This window comes from Tissierella praeacuta, from assembly GCF_040396155.1.
Lineage (GTDB): Bacteria > Bacillota > Clostridia > Tissierellales > Tissierellaceae > Tissierella > Tissierella praeacuta_A.
Genome location: NZ_JBEBOY010000026.1, coordinates 12,739 through 34,587 on the forward strand (window position 1 = coordinate 12,739; position 21,849 = coordinate 34,587).

A 21,849-nucleotide genomic window follows, 5' to 3' on the forward strand; every position below is an offset into this window, starting at 1 on the left:
TAATTTATTTTTTTATTGGTACTTTAATTTGGTGTTCTTTGTAGGTTTCAATATTGTAATAAGGTCTAAAGTCAGGTTCAAAATTAATTCTATAACCCCACTTGCCATTAAGTTTTCTTATATTTGGTTCATAGCAAATAGGCATATCTGGTGTAATCTCTAAAATCTGATATTCAAGATCTTCTATTAGAGATACTATTAAAAAGACTTTATGTGTTTTAGATAATTCTTTTAGATGTTTTATTTTGTTATGTCTGAAATATAAGACTTTATCTTTTTTAACCCAATATCCCCTCTCTACTTTTACAAATTCTATTAAACAGCCTTTTTTACTCCTAAAGTCTGGATAATTAGTAATGGTGTTATTAGTTTCTAAAATATCGTTTCCTTCTGTACCTATAAATTCAAGTCCTGCATTATAAACTTCATTAAAATATCTTCTATTAAATTCTTCAAATACTTTACTTATAATTAAGTTCTTTACGAATTCTAGGACTGTTCTATTATCACGTCTATCAAGAGCCCATTTCGTATTAAAAAATTCATTATCTAAAGTTAATTCACTTTGTTCATTATCTATATTAATTTCCTCACTTGTTAAAATTTCATATTCCTTTTTATTTAAAACTTCTTTACAAAATGTGTAGAAGTCTTGTTGAACATAATTACTTCTCTTCTTATACTTTTCTAATTCCTCCCTGTTTAATTTCTTATCCTCGGATAAGATAACAGGGTACAAAATATCACTCCTTTCTATAATGTTGTTATATTAACTTTTTATAATTATAAGCTTGTTCAAAAAAATAATAACTAATATTAGTAAATAGCTTGTTTTATAATGTTCTAAGTAGTATCCTTTCTTTTCCCCCTAGAGGGGGAAAAGACCTGATAATAAAAAACAAATGAAATTATTTTAAAAGAATTTTTTTAATTATGTCTTCATTTGTCAAAGAGGCGAAATTGAATTTAAATATATGCTCCAATTATTTTTCTTTGTTTTTATCACAAAAAAAGCCCTACTGGGCTTTTGAAATACTATTACTTTAACATATTTGAAAAGAAATATACCCAAAATGTTAAGCCACCAGTTCCTATACTAGCAACACCTGTTAGAAGAACTCCTGTAAGTGCTTGTGATCTTTTTGTTGGATTTCCTGCACTTACACCTAAATTTATAAAACCCTTTATAAACATTAAGACCAAAGTCAGAGTTGCCAACCCTAAAAATCCCATTATAAAATTTCTATATTCGTATAATAGTATATTCAGACTTACTCTCCAATCAGCTATAAACATAATTCCATTTTCAATTATTCCACCAAATGTATCGTAAAACACACCAAGTATAAGGGTTACTCCACCTAATAATGCAGTAGAAACTCCACTTGTAATCATATCAACCATTGCTTTACGTCTTTGTATAGGGTGAGATGGTAATGCTGATAATCTTAAAAAGATTAATATAAATATTAAAAAACTTGATAAAGTTCCAATCGCTGTAGCATATACAAGAATTTCTCTCCATTTTCCCATAAATTCACTAATGCTTTCCTCTAAGTCTCCTCGATTTGCAAATTTAGGTCTAGTTAATTTATCATAATCTTCTTGTGTTATTAGTCCTTTCCTTTTATACTCTTCGAATTTATTAGAACTCGGTTCTCTTCTTTCCTCCTCTAATTTTAAGTGTTCTTCTTTTAGCATTTCTTTTTTAAAATTAATATCCCAGCCTAATATGTTAATTTTATTATTTAATATAAGAATAATTACCATAATAATGATTACACTCTTTTTTGTTTTCATTTTTTTATCCCCTTTCCATAATATTTTTATAGTGATGTCTCGCTAACTTTTTATAATTATAAGTTTCATAGAAAAAATAATAACTAATATTAGTAAATGACTAGATTTATAGTATTCTAGATCCTATTCTTCTTTTTCACCTAGATAAAAAATATCTGATAACAAAATAATTTCATTTGTCTTTCTGATATTTAAAAAAGCCCTATTCTCAGATTCTCAGGGCTTTTTTGATGTACATATCTGTATATTATAGAATTATATTAAACTTTCATCTTCATCTAATTCTATATAAAACTCTTCGTCTCTAGTTCTGCACTCCCATTCTCCATCGTCAATCTCTGGCATAAGTAGTAATAAATCTTCTTCGTCGATTTCAATATCTTCTACTACAGGAGCTTGAATACCTATATCTTCTTTTATAAAGCCCTCTATTATAACTTCATTATTATAATTTGTTTTTTTATTTTCTATTTTAATTATCATTTTAATTTCCTCCTTTCTCTATTTCTGATTTTATAGTATTGTAAAATTCCCAAAGTTTATAGTTAAATATTGTTGTATCTACTGCTGTTATTTGATCTTTTAAATTTCCAAAGCCCTGTCTATATCCTTCCATTTTCTTTTTTACGAAAACTAATCTATTATCTAATAATTCTTTTCTGTTTTGATTAAATGTATATATAGTTATATGTAAATCCAGTACCCCTTCCCTATTTATCAACTGATTAAGAAATGTATGTATTATAAATATCTTTCTAAATATTAAATAAGGTTGTAGACCATTTTCTGTATTATCTAAGATGCCTACATTGATCTTTATGCTATTTAGTCTCTTTCCGTATGCTAATTCTTTTCCGATTTCTATATTCTCTATAAATATAGAATTTCTCTGTAATATTCTAAGTGTAAAGGCTCTATCTATTTCTTCTCCATCTTCCTTGTCTAGAGTCCTAAATGATAGCTCATCCTCTAAATCTGTTATCTTATTTTTAAGATATTTTAAGTTCTTCTGTATTTCTTCTAATTCTTTATTTTTTTCATCTACAAGCTCATTATCTTTCTTTTCCAATAAATCATTTCTCAACTTTTTTATACTCCTCTCATAATAAGAAAAAAGCTCATATAAAATATGATATTTCTCTAGATTATTGAGCTTCGTAATATTTTCGTTGCTGATTTGTAGCTCATTCATAATCTTATTTAGAAATGATAATACTTTACTATTGCTATCTTTCAAGTAATTATTATTCATTTCTTTAAAATAACTCACTACTATATTTTCTATATTGGGGAATTTACTTTTTTTATAATCGGATAGATACTCTGAATGATACCTTGTTTTTTCTTTTTGAAGGATATTATAGAAATGATTTTTGAAAAGTTCAAAACTGGCTATGTTGAGGTTGTCCTTCATTTTTACATAAAGCATTTCAATTCTTTTTATATCATTCACTGTTAAGTTAAAAAATTGCTTTATATCTTCTTCACTGAATTTTAATTCCTTTAAGAATATAATTTGATCCCCATCTTGCTTATCAAGAAGCTTTTTATATTCCTTGTGTCTTATGTATTGTTTTGTAATATATTCTTCTTTAAAATTATCATCTTCCCCTAAGAAAGAATTAAATACATTCTTCCAAGTCGTGTAGAAAATTTCTTTTGAAAAATCTTTTAAATAATATCTTAATTCATCATCCATATTTTCTAATGATTGTAGAAATCTTTTTCTAAAAAGAAGGTATCTCTTGTCCTGTTGAACTATTTTATATTCTTGCATCCAGAACTTGTAGTAAACTTTAAAAGCTTTTTCATTGTAAGTCTTTATCTTTAATAGAAGATTCATATTTCCTTCATTCAGGGATTTCAATTGTTTTAACTCGTCAATTTTTTCACTTTCAGTTTTCTGAATAAAATCCTTAAATCTAAAATTCTTAACAAATTGTTTTAATATATATATTTCAATCCTATTTTGGCCTTGGTTTAAAAACTCTACCTTTAAATCATGTAAAATATATTCATTTATTTGTTTAGCGATAATTGCTCCTTTTATTTTGCTACTATAAAGTTCTTTATCTCCTATTTTGACATCTACAAAATTTTGATTAAAAGGTTGAAAGACCGATATTGACTTATTAGTAAGGGCATATATCGTTCCTATCCCATTCCTTTTATAAAATATATAACCTTCATCTCTTAATTTTCTTAAAGTTATATCAAAGGAATCATCAGACAGTAGATAAAAACAGATATTTTTTAAGTCTTCTTTAAATACATTCTCTAGAAAATATATTATTTTTAAGACAATTTCTTGCTTCTCTGTAAGTTCTTCAAATATTTTTATATTCCAGATAGTTTTTTGAAATCTTTTATTGTTGTTATATCGTTCTTTTAAGTTTTCAAGCATATAGAATCTCCTCCTTAGTTTTTTATTTTAATGTACTATACTCTTGAGCCTGCCCCCTTATAACTGGGAAATGAAGAAACTTGGTTCGACCACTAAGAAGTTATATTTTAATTTAAAATATATATAATGTTATTAGTAAAACTTTAAACAAATGTTTTTTTCCTAACATTTGTCCTCCTTTCGTTAATATATTTGAAAAAAGGATGCTATTTATAAATAGTGTCCTTTTTTTTGCTCTTTCTTTATAATAAAGATATTTGTTCGACCATTTAGGAATTATATTTTTATAATGAATGTGTATAATGATATTATTATTAATAACAATAAAATTAACATATGGGACAACCTCCCTTTACAAGATACTCAAAGCTTGTAAGCAATTTGAATTAATACACCTATTTCGCAGATAGGTGTATTTTTTTATTCTTTTTTCAGTAATGACATTAAAAATAGCAACTTTTTTAATGCTTCTGTTATAATGGAAATGAAGGAGGAGATTTTATGAATAAACTCTTTAAAGAAAAAATAGAAAATTATGATTTGCTACAACTAGAACATTGGATTAGAAGATGCAGGACTGCAGTTAAAAAAGAAGATTTTTTAGATACTAACAAACCTAAAGAGGATTGTGAAGAAGATTATAAGAAAGCAGTTTTGGACTTTGTAGAAAAATGGAAAGAACACTATAAAGACAATGAGACTGTTTATAAAAAAGAGGATTTTAAAAAAGCTATTTTAGGAAATGGAATAAATTTAGATAGAATAGTTTTGGCATTAAAGAAAGATAGAAAAACAGAGAAGATTGATATAACTGAAATACTCTATAATAGGTACTTAAATAATGAAAATCTTGGCATATTTAATAATTTAATGGATGATTATACTAATAGTAGATTGAAAGAAATCGATAAATACTTCGATTTAATAAGTGATTTAGATTATATTGAAGATTATAAAGAAAAGGTTGCTGAATTAATAAGGAATAAAATAAAGTATAATATACAGACATTAACTGCAACTGTTGATGATGAGTCTATTTTAAAAATAGATGATATAGAAGAATTATTAGATGCCCTTATTACTAATATCAATCAAGATTTAAAAATCTTAGAAAAGGTAGGTAAAGAATTTCCATTATTAAGCTCATTGAAGGAATTTGATGTAACAAAACAAACATTTTATGACTTTGAAGATGAAGCAAATGATGGCACTTATGAAAAAAATTATGAAAAGAAATTTTTTATAAATGTAGGTTTTTACCTATCTTTAAACTTTGAATTATTTGAAATGTTCCTCAGTTTATTCGGATATACAATAGAAAAAAGTCGTACAAACAGGGATCGTATTCTAACAGAATTCATTGATATAGGATTTAGTAAAGAGTATATAGATATTAGTATAGAAGCAAACAATTTAAGCCCTTTAACCCCAAGAGTTGCTGGTTATCAAAAAAGGGACTTAAATTTGATAGATAAATTTTTAAATCAATCATCTTATACGGTTGAAGAAATAAAAGAATTTAAAATTACCCTTCAATATGGAATAACCAAATTAAGAAATTTTATTATAAATAAAGAAGAAATTTTAAGAAGGGCCATTAATAAACGTGCTTATATAGAAATTTTATATAAAGATAGTGAAACTCAATATATAAATAGTGATAATGAATTTGAATTATTTGAATATGAGAATATTGATAATGAGAAAAATTATAGAAATAAAATAAGTAATAATATGAAAAAAATTCACCAGCTAAAAGTTAAAGGGAAAGAAGAAAATAAAGATAAAATAATAGAATTAACTCAGGAAAATGAAAAACTTAAAGAAATGCTTAACGTTATAGAGCCTAAGATGAAAGAATTAAAAAAAGCTAAAAATGATGATCTAAGGCTATTTGAAAGAACTAATCAAAGGTTTAAGAAAATCAATGAAAAGATAAATAATATTGTCAGTGAAAAATATAAATCTATTAATATTTTTGATGAACATATTGAACAATATAATAATCTAACCTTAGATGATATTAAAAATCTACTAAGCGAGTTTGAAGAATTATATAATAAAGATTTTATTCCATAGAAAAAGAGGCTTAAAATAGCCTCTTTTTATTAAAAATTTTTAAATCATTTTATTATTAAATCTATCGCTGGGATAATTAGGGTTTGTTTAGTATCAAGGTCTGTAAAAAAATAAACTGTATAGTTATTAATCATATATGACCCTATAATTACACCTTCTCTCAATTTAAGAACTTCTTTATTATGTTTTTTGACTCCTGGACTAATATCTCCCCAAATGCCAATAGAATATTCTATAAGTTTTGATGAAATCTCTGAATAAATTTCTTCTGGTATTGTATCTGACACTATAACATCTTTAATTTCAAATTTTCTTTTTAACATTTAAACTACCTCCTATATTTTATATTTAAATTAAATATAGCAAGGTATTTTTAAATCATTTCCATTAAAACAGAATTATACTATGTCTAGCATTTCGGTTCTTCTATTGCTTTACTATAAAGTTTAATCTTGTTGGTTTGGCAGTATTATTAAATTTATCTGCATCTTCTTGAGTCCGTGCATATCCAACTGTTGCTTCACTATCATAAAACATAGCACTCATATTAGTTACATTTGCAGTATCAAAACTGCTTAAATCAAGCGTTATTACTTTACTATTAGTAAACATCTGATACATATTATCTACTTTAGAAGTGTTAAAGCTACTTAAATCTAATTCAGTTGCTTGGCTATTTTTGAACATACTATCCATCCTAGTCACATTTGATGTATTAAAGCTACTTAAATCTATCTTGATTGCCTTGCTTTCTTGGAACATTGTCCCCATATTAGTTACATTTGTAGTTTTGAAACTGCTTAAATCTAATTCAGTTGCTTGGCTTTTATTAAACATACTTTGCATATTAGTTACTTTTGATGTATCTAAACCATCTAAGCCTATAATTTTAGTAGCTTGACTTCCCATAAACATAGAACCCATATCAATAACATTGGATGTATCTAGCTCGCTCAAATCAAGCTCTGTAGCTTTGCTATTATAAAACATATTACTCATATAAGTTATATTTGGATTAGTAGATTTTACACCTTTAACAGATGTATTACTAAACATACTTGCATATGATGTAACTTCAACTCCGTTTATAAAATGTGGGATTTCTACATATTCATCTGTTCCTGTGTATTTAAAAAGGCCATTCTTAGCTCCACTAAAATCAGCATCTGTAGCTAGTGTATATTTGACATTAGAATCTTCTGGTTTAGTACCTTCCATTTTCACATCTACATAATATACTTTTGAATTTACTTCACTCACATAAAATTTACCTTTTTCTTTACTGTCTATAAAGTCATTCGATATTTCTTTATACTGTCTTCCAAATACTTCATCAGCATAAACTGGTATGGTAAATATATTAAAAGCACCTTCTATTTCATCTGTAACTAAACCATTCCTATCATACAATTTACCATCTGATTTTGCTTGCTCTAATATATTACCATCTACATAACTCCAACTATTAGGTAGTGCTTCATTTTTTATTAAATATATCTCTACCTCATTTTCGGCTACTTTTATGTCATGTTTAATCCTTGCTTCCCTAGCTTCTACCGTATAGTTTAAAATTTTTGGTGTTGCTATTAATACTAATACTCCTATAATTGCTATAACTACAATTAATTCAATAAGCGTAAATCCTCTTTTGTTCATTAAAAATCATCCTCCTTGTATTTTTATTTTTCAATGTTAATATCACAACTTCATAATATTATATAGATTCAAGACTTAAATATTCAAAAAGCTTAGCTCTATCAAGCCTTACCAATAGAAAAACTCCTAGCTTTTTTAGCTAAGAGTTCTCTCTTATGGAATGAATAAATCATTTTCATAATCATAAAATAGTTTGTCCATAATACAATCGTATTCATTTTCTTTTTCCTTTGAAATAAAATCAAAAAATTCTATTTCGCTTTTATTAATTTCTTTTTCCATTTTAATTTCCTCCCTAAATTAAGTTTTTTTCTTTAAAAGAAATATACCGATTATCACCTAGGATGATATGGTCCAACACCTTAATACCTATTAGATTGCCAGCATCAATTAATCTATTAGTGATATTTATATCTTCATTTGAAGGTGTAGGATCTCCGCTTGGATGATTATGAACCAAAATTATACTGTTTGAACTGTTTAATATTGCAGACCTAAATACATCTCTTGGATGAACTATTGAAGCATTTAAAGTTCCTACACTAATTGTCTCAATTTTAGTGACTTGATTTTTAGTATCTAAAAATACGACTCTAAACTCTTCTTTTTGTAAAAACTTCATTTCATCCATAAGTAGATTTGAAACTGTTTCAGGGCTTGTTATCTTAGCTTTATTTCCTCTACTTTCTTTACTAAATCGAATTGCCATATTAAAAAATGCTTCCAATTTAAGCTTCTGGACCTTTGTTATACCTAACAGTGGTAATTCTTCTTTAATTTCTCTTAAAGATTTAAACCTTTCTAAAACATCTTCTTTAATACCTGTTATTAGGGCTAATGCTTCGTAATTGAATAAAGTATCTACTCCATATTGCTCTGCCCTCTCTTTAATTCCATTTTCCTTTTTAATTTCTTTTTCTTCGATTAACTTTAATTGACCTAACATTCTTATTCCTCCCTTTCCGTTTTCAAAAAACACAAAAAGAGATAATAAGTATCAGAAATCTTAACCTCTTGGTTTCCTATTCCTAAGAAGTTCCAACCTTTTAAAGAATTCCGACCTTTTTATCTCTTACCATTGTTTTTTATCTTGTTGTACTATACTGAAGGAATGGTGTTTCTATAAGAAATATTAGGTTTAACTAAACATTTGCACAAAAAAATAGCCCATTTTTCAGGACTATTTTTTACTGTTTTAATATTCATCTGGCAACAATATTAGTGTGGAAGATCTATCAGCTTCAGTTATCACCCATATTTGAGTTTTCCTTAACTTATAAGAACTTATTATTCTATAACCTTTTTTAAGGGCAATTTCATTTGATGTTTTATCTTCTTCAGGCACATCACCCCAATCACCACTTGAATGTCTAATTAACACTTCATACAATTCTAAAGAAAAATCTTGCCCAAAAATGTCAGCAATACCTCTTGTAATTAAAATTCTTCCTAATTTAAATTTTTGCATATATAACTTGTCCTTTCTATTTGTTTTATCTTACATATTTATAATTACATATGAAGATAATATGCTTTCCATTAAAACAGAATATCATTTTTAGGTAAAAGAAAAGACCTAGTGTAGGTCTTTCTTATTAAATACCATATTCACTTTTAAGATTAGATAACTCTTCTCCTAGCTTGTATGTGATTTCCTCGTCAATTTCTTTATATATTGTTTTAAACTTTTCAAAATTATCCTTTATAAATATAAGGTTATTTACAACCTCAGCGTAATCTTCATCTTCTAACTCTTGAATTATATCTTCTATATCAAATTTATCGGAAAATTCGTAATCACCAAAACTCATGTAATAATAGCAAATTCTAAAGGTTTCGTTTATTAATTCAAAACTCAAATCTAAATCATGACAATATATAAGATCTTTTTGGTATTGATTTGGATATTGGATCTGATATTCACACTTTATCAATTCTAATTCATTAGCATTGTTTTTCTCTAAAATCTTATTTACTATGTCTTCATCATCAACTTCTAATGATATTTCTGCTAAATTATCATAAAAAAGCCTTTCTTGATATTCCTGATACTCTTCACAATCTGTTAAATTATCATGTAGTTCTCTAAGGTTTTCTAATACTTCTTCTCTTATCTCATCCTCAGTCATTTCATCATAATAATCACCACGATCTTTTAGTTCAAACTCAAAATTATCAGACTCGAAACCTCCACCAAAACTATTGAAGATTAAATAATCAACATATCTAAACTCTATACTATCTATATAATCCCAAGTGAAGTCATCAAATATTTCCCTTACCTCTTTTACATTAATTTTAATTGTCTTCATAAACAATCATCCTCCTTGTTTTCGTTTAGTTTTTATTTTTATTTATAACAATCTGAAAAAAGGAGTATTTCACCTTCTATAAGTCCTCTCATAAAGAATTCTTTACAGAGAAAATCTAACCCATTGTAAGCTCCGACCTTTTTTTAGATTTCCTACCTTTTTGATTTCTTTAAGAGAGCTTTTTTTCAAAGACTTATCACGAAAGCTACTCTACACCTTTTGTTTTCTTACCTTTAATATTCGTTATACCTTATATTAGACTGTAAAACTTAAAATATTCAATAAAGTATGTTCTAAGACAACAGTTTTTCTTATAATTTGTTGAATAGCTAAATTCTATTTTTCAGCAAACTTCTTTATATATTCTTCTAAATATTCCTCTTCACCAACAATTGTAGTGCACCAGAAATACATTACAATCAGCTCTAGATAGTTTTTCTTACCTTTGATATATGGAATATCCGATACTTGTGAATATTTAATATTTAAATTAAATTTATTCTTTTCTTTTTTGACGTCATATTCTTTATCTTTTGAATCATACCTATAGATACATACTTCATTAGCAAATGAATCGGCATATTTAGAACCCCAAGCCAGTAAGTTCACATGATATTTTTTCCAAGTATTTTCTATATATCTTACAACGCTATCAGGAAATGTCATTAAAATTTTGGTTTTTTCAGAATTCTCCGTATAGTTCATGCTCCAAATTCTATGCTGATCTATTACAAAATCAAAAAGTTCTTCTGTGTAATTCTCTAAGAAATTATTTTTTTTAGAAAGTTTTGCATAACACTGAAAAGTGGCTTTCCTAAAATGGGCTTCATCTCCATATAATAAAAACATATCATTATCATTTAATGCATTCCTGATTTTTATATTTAATCTTATATCATATTCTGCATATATTTTTAATAGCCATCTTTGTGTTTCATCACTATACTCTCTTAATTGATTTTGATATTTAATTACTTTTTCATCTTTTTCTACTTTTCTCTTTTCTAAAGCATTAATATCAACATAAGTTATAAAATATTCAAAAACATAGTCTATAATTGAATGCAAATTCTCTACTTTCTTTTTTTGATCAAATTCATCTATACTATCTTGGGTTTTTCTAAGCTTTATATATTCTTCTATTTTCATAATAGCCTCCCTTATCTCAAAGTAAAATTCATTTCAATTTAAATAACCAGTTTAAATATGAAGTATATGCATCTCTTCATTAATCGATAAGCTCTATACAAAAACTATAGCTTATATAATTTGTCAATGCAACTCACTAACTATATAAATTTATTTAACTGATATATTTTTGCTATATGCTAAATACATATTAAAAGTCTTAAAATATAAACTATTTCCTAAAAACTAAAAAAAGCACAAAAAACTTTTTTTCTATTTTTTTATTTTTAATTATTATTATGTATAGGGTGAATAGTTGGCAAAGATAAGAAAAAGAAAAAGGCTGTAATATTGTTTATAGCAACATTACAAACCCTTTTTTCCATTTTTTGAGGGTGGTGAATAATTGGCAAAGATAGAAATTATCTTATTAAATATTTATTTGATTGATAAAAACCCTCCCCCTCTTTTACCTTCCTAATATAACCTAATTCATCTAATTTGTTAGTTATCTTTGTTATAGATGAATGATTAATACATAAGTCTTCTGCAATATTTCTTTTGCTTTTTCTAAGTCCATGATCGCCAGATTTTAAGAGTAAATAATAATAAACCTTTAATTCATTTTGTTTTAACTTTTCTAAATCATTCTCAACGTGAATAGCTCTGAATTTTTCATATCCGAGGTTATAATCCCTATACTTGGGATTTGTATAGAACTCTGTTTTATCTCCATTTTTTCTATCTTTTGATTTTCTTTTTATAATTAGTTCAGCATTTACTAAATCTTTTAAATATCTTTCAGCTGAACGGGAACTTATTTTTGTAATTTCTAATAAATCCTCTTTTGTATATACACCTATACCATTGTCTGCTTCATTAATTAACATCTTTAGAAATAGGCTGAAACTATTACCTTTAAGATATTTAAATTTATCTATTAACATATTGCTTATATAAACATATCCACCCTTTTTAATACTAAAATCTGTTTCTCCAAAAAGCTCTACTATTTCAGGATCATTTGGTTTTAAATACTGTTTATTTTCCCTCACATAGTCAATTTGATACTTTCTATTGTCTAAATCAACATTTAAAGCCCAAACATCTAATATATAATGTTTTTGTTTTTCACTTAAAGGTAAAGGATAAATAAAGTCTAAATAATAATTCAAAACCCTCAAAATTTTATTTCGATAGCCGATTGAAGCACATCCGACATTAGAATGAGTAAAAGAAAACATTTTTAGCACACTTTCAGGAATTTCCTTATATGATAAACAGTTATATGTATTATTAAAATACTCTTCATCACCTCTGTATCCTTCTAGCTGTTTCTTTATAAATTCAATATTACTTTCTTTTGAATGCTGGTAGAAAACTTTCTTTGGTTTTTTGATTGATACTTTATCACCTCTTGCTACTTCTGTATTAATAAAATCCCTTACCTTTAAGGATTTTAAAGAGTCTATAAGTTCGTCAGGATTATATCTTTCAAAATTATCATCTTTATTAATCCATTCAACTTTATAAATTGACTTAGTATTAAAACACTTTTTAATATCAAACGCCTTTGTATTTAAACCAACTGGAAGTCTTAAAATCCTTGAAATATCTTTAACTACTGGATCTACATTAACCCCTGCTTCATAAAAAGACTTCATAAATTGTTCTAAAAGAGTTTTGTCTGTGTATAGCTTGTCTAATAAATATACTCTTTGTTGTCCTGTAAATGAAGAATTGATTTTAATACTATTAATATTTAGTTTGTCCTCTATGTCATCACATTTTTTAATATTATCTTCTAATTCCTCTACTGTAGAAGCATCTATATCGATAGCTAATGCTCCTAGATACAGTGTATTCTCATTATTATTTCTATAAACCTTTATATGTTTTTTACTAATATTCTCATTTCCAAACCTTTCCTCTTTCGAAGCATAAGGATCATAATTTTTATTCTTCATATATTGTAAAGAAAGCCCTAATGAATAATAAACGTTATAAGCCCCGCCTGAATAAAAATACTTATTTAATTCATTTTTTAGAAAATGTGGAACATATGGATTATAACTGCTAATACCTCTTTGCCCTCTAGTATTTCCCTTTAGTTCCTTATTTAATTTTGGCGAAATATAAAATAATGCTATTTGAAGAATTTCTTCTTTTTTCTTATATTCATTTAATTCATTAAGGTCAGGATATAGAAGTTTAAAAAACTTTAATAAAGTTTCAACTTCTTCATCAAAATCTACTGTTTCTCTTATTTCTGTTATTTGTTTTTCTAATCTTTCAATATCGACTATTTTTCTGTAATCATCATAATTTTTAATTTCAATTTTTTTCATAATAAAATCCTCCTTTTCGTTTTTAAAAGGAGAACTCGAAACGCTTTACACGTTCCATCGTAAGTATCTATTAAATGTGTATTTCCTAAATCATCTTCTCTCTCTACTTCGAATTCTCTTTAGTTTTCAATAAAAAAGTGCTATACAGTCGTTAAACCGATAGCACCTTGAATATATATAGATAAGAACATTTTTTTGAATAATTCACTAATACATATATATAATTATTATATATGTATGTTTCAGTAAGTGATTGTTCTACTTTCCGTTTCAAAGTGGCAATCGGTTAATCAGTTTTGGTAGAACTAATTAGCGACTGGAACATTTTTTTATTTGTCTTTAGTATCTTATTTTCTTTTACACATTTTATAATAAAAAGACAAATATTTTTAGTCCAAAGATGTTTGACTAAGTTTTAAAGAAGAAGCAACTGCTTCTTCTTTAATCTTTTATTACTTTTGAAAGAACTATTAAAGATGATAGCAATAATATTAATAATAAGCCACTTATAACATTGAAATTTTTAATGAATAAGGCTTGTATAACGTCTAAATCAAAGTTTATAGCATTATCTATATTGTTCATCCTATTATCTTTTAAATCACTTATAAAGGCATTTAAAGCCTTTATATTACTATCTAAAGCCTTGCTATTACTTATCTTTCGTATTTTGATAGTTCCCCCTAAACTTGTATTAATGTCATGTATAAAATCACTTGTAAGATTAGCTACTAATTTTGATGAAAAAGACATTAATATAGAAATAATCAAAATTAGAAATAATATTTTTTTCATAACACTCTCCTCCTCTTTTTTTAGTTTTTTAGTTTCTCTTTTCCCCTTAGAATTTCCAAACAAAAAAAGAAGTATTTCACCCTCAGCTCCTCCCCTTAGAATTCATAACCAGTTAAAAATCTTATCCTAAATAGGTTATTTCACTAACGTTCAATATCCTTTAAAATTTCCTGACTTTATGAATTCAAGAGAGAACTGCAAAGTTACTCTACTCCTTTTTTACCATCCGACCTATTTTATTTATTTTCATATAATTATAAACTCGTTTTTTATAAATATTCGATCTTTTACAGGGTTTTTATAATAATTTTATAAACTCTATAAAGTTTATATTTATTTTTGTTTCCGTTTTAATGGAAATATATATTTTATTAGTTGCTATATTTTCCTTAATGAAATTATTAAGGAGGAATATACAAAATGAAAAAAACAAAATTAGAAGTTACAAGAGTATATAATAATCAAGAAAAATTAGAAGATTTACTTTTACAAATTGTTGAAGATGAGCTTGAAAGCCAGTTTGAAGAGCTGTATAATAAGATTCAAGCAGGTGCAGTCATCAACCAAGAAAGGTTGGTGGCTTAGAAAATGAAAGCAGTAGGTTATATTAGGGTAAGTACAAGTAAGTTTGAACAAGAAGATAGCTTAGAAAATCAAAAAAATTTGTTTCTTCAATTCATAAAGGATCAAGGATTTACATTTGCTGGGGTATATATAGACGTTGAAAGTGGGACAACAACTAATAGACCTGAGTTTTTAAGAATGTTAGAAGATGCTAAAAAGAAAAAGTTTGATGTAATAATAGTAAAAGAATTATCTCGACTTTCTCGTGATGCTAAAGTCTCTTATGAACTTGAAAATATTCTACAAGAATTAAATATAGACTTAATAACTCTTGATAATGCTATTAATACAATCACTGGAAACAAGCAATTATTTGGATTATACGCTTGGTTTTCACAAAATGAAAGTCAAACTACTTCAAACAGAGTGAAGGATGCTTTTAAGTCTAAATATCGAAATGGTGAATTTGTCGGGTCTACTCCCCCGTATGGGTATAAACTGAAAGACAAAAAACTATATCTAAAAACTGATGAAACAGTTGAAGTTGTTAAATGGATCTTTGAAAAGTTCATAAATGGATGGGGTTATCATAAAATAGCTAAAACCTTAACAGAAAAAGGACATCCTACTCCTGCCAGAATAGCAGGGAAACGAAATGCTGGGTTGTATTGGCATAGCACTACAATTCAAAAAATACTACAAAATCCTCACTATAAAGGTGATCTAGTTCAAAACAGAGAAACAACAATTTCAGTAGTAAATAAGAAAAGAAAACAAATTAAACCAGAAGATATGATAATTATTGAAAATACACATCAAGCAATCATCAGTAAAGAAGATTTTGAAAAAGTTCAAAGATTGATCACTAGTAAAAAAGCCAAAGGTAGGGGAAAAATAAAAGAACAAAGGCATCTTTTTACTAACTTGATATTTTGTAGCGATTGTGGTGGAGGTCTATGGTATCGTCAGAATAGACAAGGCTATATGTGTGGAAAACACATTAAACACGGAAAAATAGCTTGTACTCAGCATTATGTAAGAGAAGATGATTTGAAAGAACTGATTTTAGAAGATATTAGACAAGTTTCAGAAAAACTTAGCTCTGATAAAATCCTAAACAAGTTTAAAGTAAAAATTGAAAAAAATGAAAAAGGTAGTAAAGGTAAAATAAAAAAGATAGAAATAGAAATAGAAAGATTAACAAACCGTAAAAATTCTTTACTGGACAACCTTTTAGATGGAACTATAGCAAAAGAAGATTACAAAAACAAAGATGAAGAATTGACAAAAAATATAAATAAGTTGGAACTTGAAAAATCTGAGCTTCAAAAACAAAATCCTAATGATGTCATTGAAAAATTAAACTCATTTAAATCAGAAATAGAAGAAGCATTAAAATTTAGTGAAATCACAAATGAAATACTAACACAGCTTGTAGAAAAAGTTGAAGTAGAAGAAAACGGGTCAGTAAAAATTTATTACAAATTTGCCGACCCCTCGGCTTCTAATTTTTTAGCTTCGTAATCTGTGATAAACACTCAACATGGGTTGAGTTGACAATAAAAATTTCATAAGTTGATGTTATCCCCTTGGTATATGGATATATTTATATCTGTTGTTTCATATAAATTTTTTCCAGTGATAATATAAAAATATAAGTTTTACATTATTAATAATGCCAAAACATAAAATATATATTGAAATACTTTGTTTCTCTAAGAAAATATTCTTATATTAGTGAATTATTCCACTAATAATTCACTAATATATTAATGATATCTTCACCTGTTACTTTCTTCATTGCAAAATAATATATGATATAGCTTGATATAGTTATTATTAGAAACATTCCTATAATAAATGCATAAGGAATCATTTCCATATACTTTACAATATCTAAATAAGGAAGTGTCATTATCAATGATCCTATACATACTATTATTATAACTATTGATGAAATGATAGATGTTATTATATCTTTTATCATATTCTTTATAAACATCTTTTCTAAATCTTTATCATACATTCCATTACTTAATAAAATTCCAATTTCTCTCCTCCTATTAAAAAACATTAGATTTGTTGATGAATATGAATTAGCTATATTCAATAAAATTACAGTCACCAATACTAAAATTCCTAAAAAATGTAAACTTTGATTATTAAGTTCTTCCATTCTATTGTCTAATATATTATCTCTTACAAAGTATTTTTCATTTGCATCAATATGATTTTCCATTATACACCTTATTCTATCAGCATATTTTCCAACATTTTCTTCTTTAAATTTCATATCCATATTGTAATATAGAATTGGAAACTCCATGTCATTTCGTTCAAATTCTCTTCTAGACTCTTTCATAATTTCCTGAAAGTTATCAATAGAAGTAACTAATACAATATCATACAAATCTATTTGCTCTTGATTTTCAATAAAATGCTCTATTTTTTTCGTTATTTTGATTTTTTGTATATTAAAATCATCTAATAATTTTGCCTCTATTTCATTAGTTTTTTCATCTAAATATGGAATGAATTCTGCATCTTTATAAAATTCTTTTGAATCTTTCTGAACAAGATTTATAAGAACCACATCATTTTTATTGTCAGTAAGTTTCAAAAAGTTTTCATCATCTAATCCTATTAAAGTAGCATATAATAAGTTTTTTTCTTTATCATAAAATATTCCATTAAAACCAGGATTAAATCCTATATTATTAAATTCATTGCTATATTCCATTGTGGAATTATCTACTAGATATCGCTTACTAATAGAAGTAAATATTTTTTCGGGTTGAAATTCTTCTTTTATTCTTGGAAAAACTTCTGGATATATATTATTTTCTGTACTATATCTTAGTTTAATATTAAAATCTCTGTCATAACTATATCTCTCTTTATTATATTTATCTATAGTGTTTATACAAACAATAGATCCTGTTAAAATCAATCCAACTGTCATAACCACTAAAGCTGGTCTTAGTAACTTACGATTATTTAGCCTTAACTCTTTAAATATATTTTCAGATTTTTTCTTTTTAAATTTTTTACTCTTAATATTTTCCTTTAATCCATCTAATATCTCTATTTTTGAAATTACTCTAGTTGGAAATGTAGTTGATATTATCAAAATAGCAAGCAATATAAAATTTATTAAAATAATTGAACTCCAATTGAAATTAAATTCCAACATTTTTCCAACTACTAGTTTTTGTTGTAAAGAAAACAAATTTAGGAAAACAGCCTTAATAATCAATAGCCCACAAATTTCGCCTAATATTAATGGAATAACTGATATCTTAAATATTTCTTTAAACAAAAGTTTATATATTTGAAAATTCGTAGCACCTATAGATTTATATATAGAAAACTCTCTAATTTTATATATCCCCCAAATATTAAATATATTTTTTATCATCATAGTGAAAATAATAATTAATATCGCAGGAACTAATATCATATTTATTAAAAATCTTGAAATATTGAATCCATTTTCATCTATACTAAAAACTCTAAGTAAACTCTCATTCATAATAACATAATTATTTTTCCCAACAATCTCCTTTATATCATTTTTAGTTTCATATGCTCTAGTCAATTTTTCAAGCTTTATACAAGGATAATATTTATTATTATTATTATTATCTATGTTCGAATAAATTCTTTGTAGATTATTACTGTTCTTTGTCTTATATATTCCAGAGATTTTATATTCATGTGATGCAGATTTTTCAAATATTTCATTTTTATTATACCCTCTTGTAGGAGATATTACTTTCCCCTTTAATAATCTGTTTCCTTTCTCTAGTAACCTAGTATCTCCAATATTAAGATTTAATTCTTTGCTAGTTTTTTCAGATATTAATATCTCATTTGTCTTGCTTGGAAACTTACCTTCTTTTAAAATATTCTTCTGCATAGAAAAATATACTTCATCATATTTTTCTAAAATAAATATATTATCATCTAGTTTCATAGATTCTTCATCCGATTTTAATCCAATTTCTTTTACATTAGGTAATTTTTCAATTTCTTTTATTATTTTTTTATCTATCTTCGAATATAAAGTTATATCCTCTGGCATATTTAGTCTAGATTCGTTATAAAGTTCTAATCTTTGAGTTACTAAAATATATCCCAAAATCGAAACTACAAGAGCGGCTATAAATACAGAAATGATTATTGAAATATTTTTTTTATTCATTTAATTCATCTCCTACAATTTTGCCATCTATAATAGTTATTACTCTATCTGCTTGTAATGCTACATTTTCATCATGGGTAACAACAATTATAGTTTGTTTTAAAGTATAATTAAAATATTTTAAAATATCTATTGTTTCTTGAGAATTTTTTCTATCCAAATTCCCAGTAGGTTCATCTGCTAGTACTATAGATGGACTATATATAAGACTTCTAGCTATTGCAACTCTTTGCTGTTGTCCTCCTGAAAGTTCATTTGGAAAACTATTTAGTTTAGATTCTATTCCTAGTTTAGAAATTATATCATCCATAAATGATTTATCTACCGAGCATTTATCTAACTTTAATGGCAACTCTATATTATGTTTTACTGTTATATTGGGAATCAGATTATAAAATTGATAAATAAGCCCCACTTTTCTCCTACGAAACAAAGCAAGTTCTTTTGAAGAATATTTTAAAATATCTACTCCATCTATATAAATTTTCCCCTTTGTTGGCGTATCTACCCCACCTATTAAATGAAGTAATGTAGACTTACCAGAGCCACTTGGACCAATAATAGCAATAAATTCCCCTCTTTTTACTTTTAGACTAATACCATCTAATGCACTTACTTTGTTCTCATCCTCACCATATATTTTTATTAAATCTTCAATCCTTAATATTTCCATTTTAATCCTCCTAATTTTCTTATTACATTAATTATATAAAATGAAAATGATTTTAAAGTGATTTTTATATTTTATTATAACAAGAAGAAGGATTTTAGTTAAAATCCTTCTTCTTAATTTGCTTTATATATCTTTATATTAAATATAGCACCTTTTTTTCCATTTTCTACTTTTATTTCACCATTATTATTTTCTATAACAGTCTTTGCCATTGAAAGTCCTATACCAAAACCATTTGAGTCTGGAGTTTTATAAAATCTCTGAAATACTTTATCTATATAATCTTCTTTTATCCCACCTCCATTATCCTCAATAAATATATTGGTAAATATAGGATTATCTATACTCTTAATCTTTATAAGACTACATTCAGATAAATTTATTGCATTTTTTAAAATATTTATTATCGCTTCACTCATCCAATAGAAATCAACATGTATACTTTCTCCATTATAGTTTTTTGTAATTTTTATATCTTTTCTATCTATATCTTCTTCTAATATCTCTAAAGCATAATCAAAAATTTCCTCTACTAATATAGGTTCGCACTGCATATTTTCTATTTGGGCATCTAAACTAGATAATTTTAATAATATCTCTGTAAGTGAATTTAGTCTATTTAATTGAGTAATCGATTTTTCAATTTCTTCAGAATTTTTTTCATCTTTTTCTAGCATTTCTAAATCAAATAACATGGTAGTTATTGGAGTTTTAATTTGGTGAGATATGTTCTCTAAATTTTCTATTTGTATACCAGAAAGTTTTTTTATTTGCTCTTTTTCTTCAACTATTCTAAGAAATAATTTGTAAATTTGATCCTCTAGTATTGTAAAATAATCCTGTTTCATAGGGATAGAATAATTTTGGTGATTTAACCTATCTATTAAATATAAAATCTCATCTATACGTTTTTTCTGTTTTCTTTTCATTATTAAATATATAAAAATCAAGCTAAAAATCCACAATAAATATATCATAATTAATCAATCCTATATCCAATCCCACGTATTGTAGTAATTATAGATTTCGAAGTCTTATCCCTTATTCTTTTTATTGTAGCTGTAAGGGTATTATCATTTACAAATTGATTCCTATCTTCCCAGAACATTGTCAACAATTGATTTCTAGTAAATATCCTATTAGGATTTTTTATAAATAATGACAAAACTTCAAATTCTAATGCAGCTAAATCTACAGATTTACCTTTATAATAAATAGTTCCACTACCAATATCTAAAATGCAGTCCTTATACTCAATTCTATTTCCAGAATTTATGGGAAATGTTCTTAAAGTAGCATCTATTCTAGCTCTTAATACACTTAAATTAAAAGGTTTAGTTAAATAATCATCGGCACCATTATCTAAAGAATTAACTATAAATTTTTCATCATTTTTAACTGTAGTTATTATTACCCGTATCTCTTTATCTTTTAGAATCTTCAAAAGTCCAATTCCTTCTTTATCTGGCAGATTTATATCTAACAATGCCAAATCAAAATATCCATCTATTTTTGAAATTGCATCTTCAAAAGAATTTGCAATAGTAACCTTATAATCCATTTTTTCTAAAAACTCTCGTATCTGCATTGAAATTTTTTTATCATCTTCAATAAGTAAAATTTTATACAAATAATTCACCTAGCTTTCTGTCATAATTCTTATAATAACTTAACTAAAAGATTCTTAAATTTCACTCATGCTATTACTTTTTTCACATTTTATTATATATACTATTATATCAAATATATGTCTCTATAATATTCTTAAAGCTGATTATTTTTTATATTTTGCAATATCAAACTTATTTAATAGAAATGGTTTTACATTGCTTAATTGAAAAATACATTTCCTAATACCCATCATAGTTATTTCATCTCATCTTTTT

20 protein-coding genes and 1 pseudogene are annotated in these 21,849 nt (G+C 25.9%); 3 read left to right on the forward strand and 18 right to left on the reverse strand.

Going from position 1 to position 21,849, the window contains the following annotated elements; genetic code table 11:
• Window positions 1-4: 4 nt before the first annotated feature.
• The 4 genes from ABWP20_RS12345 to ABWP20_RS12360 all read right to left on the reverse strand — a co-directional run bounded on the left by ABWP20_RS12345 (window position 5) and on the right by ABWP20_RS12360 (window position 4,204).
• Window positions 5-739 carry a hypothetical protein gene (locus ABWP20_RS12345; RefSeq protein WP_353096119.1) on the reverse strand — a complete coding sequence of 245 codons (735 nt, stop codon included), beginning with the start codon at window positions 737-739 and terminating at the stop codon, window positions 5-7.
• Window positions 740-1,038: 299 nt separating this feature from the next.
• Window positions 1,039-1,800 carry a hypothetical protein gene (locus tag ABWP20_RS12350; RefSeq protein ID WP_353096120.1) on the reverse strand — a complete coding sequence of 254 codons (762 nt, stop codon included), beginning with the start codon at window positions 1,798-1,800 and terminating at the stop codon, window positions 1,039-1,041.
• A gap of 255 nt (window positions 1,801-2,055) precedes the next feature.
• Window positions 2,056-2,283: a hypothetical protein gene (locus ABWP20_RS12355; protein ID WP_353096121.1), complete on the reverse strand. Its 228-nt coding sequence runs from the start codon at window positions 2,281-2,283 to the stop codon at window positions 2,056-2,058.
• Window position 2,284: 1 nt separating this feature from the next.
• Window positions 2,285-4,204: a hypothetical protein gene (locus tag ABWP20_RS12360; protein WP_353096122.1), complete on the reverse strand. Its 1,920-nt coding sequence runs from the start codon at window positions 4,202-4,204 to the stop codon at window positions 2,285-2,287.
• Between the two features lie 501 nt (window positions 4,205-4,705).
• Between ABWP20_RS12360 and ABWP20_RS12365 the strand changes: the two genes are divergently transcribed.
• Entirely contained in the window at window positions 4,706-6,283 is a 1,578-nt protein-coding gene (locus ABWP20_RS12365; RefSeq protein WP_353096123.1) for a hypothetical protein, read from the forward strand.
• Between the two features lie 44 nt (window positions 6,284-6,327).
• Here ABWP20_RS12365 and ABWP20_RS12370 read toward each other — a convergent pair whose 3' ends face one another.
• From ABWP20_RS12370 to ABWP20_RS12410, 9 genes are all read right to left on the reverse strand, one after another.
• On the reverse strand, window positions 6,328-6,606 hold the full coding sequence (locus ABWP20_RS12370; protein ID WP_353096124.1) for a hypothetical protein: 279 nt from the start codon (window positions 6,604-6,606) through the stop codon (window positions 6,328-6,330).
• A 103-nt stretch (window positions 6,607-6,709) separates the two neighbouring features.
• A complete protein-coding gene (locus ABWP20_RS12375) occupies window positions 6,710-7,939 on the reverse strand; it encodes a BspA family leucine-rich repeat surface protein (RefSeq protein ID WP_353096125.1) in 1,230 nt (409 codons plus the stop codon).
• Between the two features lie 153 nt (window positions 7,940-8,092).
• Window positions 8,093-8,221, reverse strand: a complete 129-nt coding sequence (locus tag ABWP20_RS12380) for a hypothetical protein (RefSeq protein WP_353096126.1) — start codon at window positions 8,219-8,221, stop codon at window positions 8,093-8,095.
• Between the two features lie 13 nt (window positions 8,222-8,234).
• Complete coding sequence (gene radC / locus ABWP20_RS12385) at window positions 8,235-8,885, reverse strand: RadC family protein (RefSeq protein WP_353096127.1); 651 nt, start codon at window positions 8,883-8,885, stop codon at window positions 8,235-8,237.
• Window positions 8,886-9,134: 249 nt separating this feature from the next.
• Window positions 9,135-9,407, reverse strand: coding sequence for a hypothetical protein (locus ABWP20_RS12390; protein ID WP_353096128.1), 273 nt, complete (start codon window positions 9,405-9,407; stop codon window positions 9,135-9,137).
• A 127-nt stretch (window positions 9,408-9,534) separates the two neighbouring features.
• Entirely contained in the window at window positions 9,535-10,251 is a 717-nt protein-coding gene (locus ABWP20_RS12395) for a hypothetical protein (protein ID WP_353096129.1), read from the reverse strand.
• 336 nt (window positions 10,252-10,587) lie between these two features.
• Window positions 10,588-11,400 carry a hypothetical protein gene (locus tag ABWP20_RS12400; protein WP_353096130.1) on the reverse strand — a complete coding sequence of 271 codons (813 nt, stop codon included), beginning with the start codon at window positions 11,398-11,400 and terminating at the stop codon, window positions 10,588-10,590.
• Between the two features lie 401 nt (window positions 11,401-11,801).
• Entirely contained in the window at window positions 11,802-13,727 is a 1,926-nt protein-coding gene (locus ABWP20_RS12405; protein ID WP_353096131.1) for a hypothetical protein, read from the reverse strand.
• 441 nt (window positions 13,728-14,168) lie between these two features.
• Entirely contained in the window at window positions 14,169-14,522 is a 354-nt protein-coding gene (locus tag ABWP20_RS12410) for a hypothetical protein (protein ID WP_353096132.1), read from the reverse strand.
• Between the two features lie 420 nt (window positions 14,523-14,942).
• On the opposite strand from ABWP20_RS12410, the gene ABWP20_RS12415 reads away from it, so the two are divergent.
• Both ABWP20_RS12415 and ABWP20_RS12420 read left to right on the forward strand, forming a co-directional pair.
• Window positions 14,943-15,107, forward strand: coding sequence for a hypothetical protein (locus ABWP20_RS12415; protein ID WP_353096133.1), 165 nt, complete (start codon window positions 14,943-14,945; stop codon window positions 15,105-15,107).
• 3 nt (window positions 15,108-15,110) lie between these two features.
• On the forward strand, window positions 15,111-16,610 hold the full coding sequence (locus ABWP20_RS12420; RefSeq protein WP_353096134.1) for a recombinase family protein: 1,500 nt from the start codon (window positions 15,111-15,113) through the stop codon (window positions 16,608-16,610).
• Between the two features lie 226 nt (window positions 16,611-16,836).
• Here ABWP20_RS12420 and ABWP20_RS12425 read toward each other — a convergent pair whose 3' ends face one another.
• From ABWP20_RS12425 to ABWP20_RS12445, 5 genes and pseudogenes are all read right to left on the reverse strand, one after another.
• Entirely contained in the window at window positions 16,837-19,290 is a 2,454-nt protein-coding gene (locus ABWP20_RS12425) for an ABC transporter permease (protein WP_353096135.1), read from the reverse strand.
• A complete protein-coding gene (locus ABWP20_RS12430) occupies window positions 19,283-19,963 on the reverse strand; it encodes an ABC transporter ATP-binding protein (protein WP_353096136.1) in 681 nt (226 codons plus the stop codon). The genes ABWP20_RS12425 and ABWP20_RS12430 overlap by 8 nt, the downstream gene beginning before the upstream one ends.
• A gap of 113 nt (window positions 19,964-20,076) precedes the next feature.
• Complete coding sequence (locus ABWP20_RS12435) at window positions 20,077-20,940, reverse strand: sensor histidine kinase (RefSeq protein WP_353096137.1); 864 nt, start codon at window positions 20,938-20,940, stop codon at window positions 20,077-20,079.
• 2 nt (window positions 20,941-20,942) lie between these two features.
• Entirely contained in the window at window positions 20,943-21,593 is a 651-nt protein-coding gene (locus ABWP20_RS12440) for a response regulator transcription factor (protein WP_353096138.1), read from the reverse strand.
• Window positions 21,594-21,743: 150 nt separating this feature from the next.
• A pseudogene (locus ABWP20_RS12445) lies at window positions 21,744-21,839 on the reverse strand (conjugal transfer protein); the annotation flags it as partial.
• Between the last annotated feature and the right edge of the window lie 10 nt (window positions 21,840-21,849).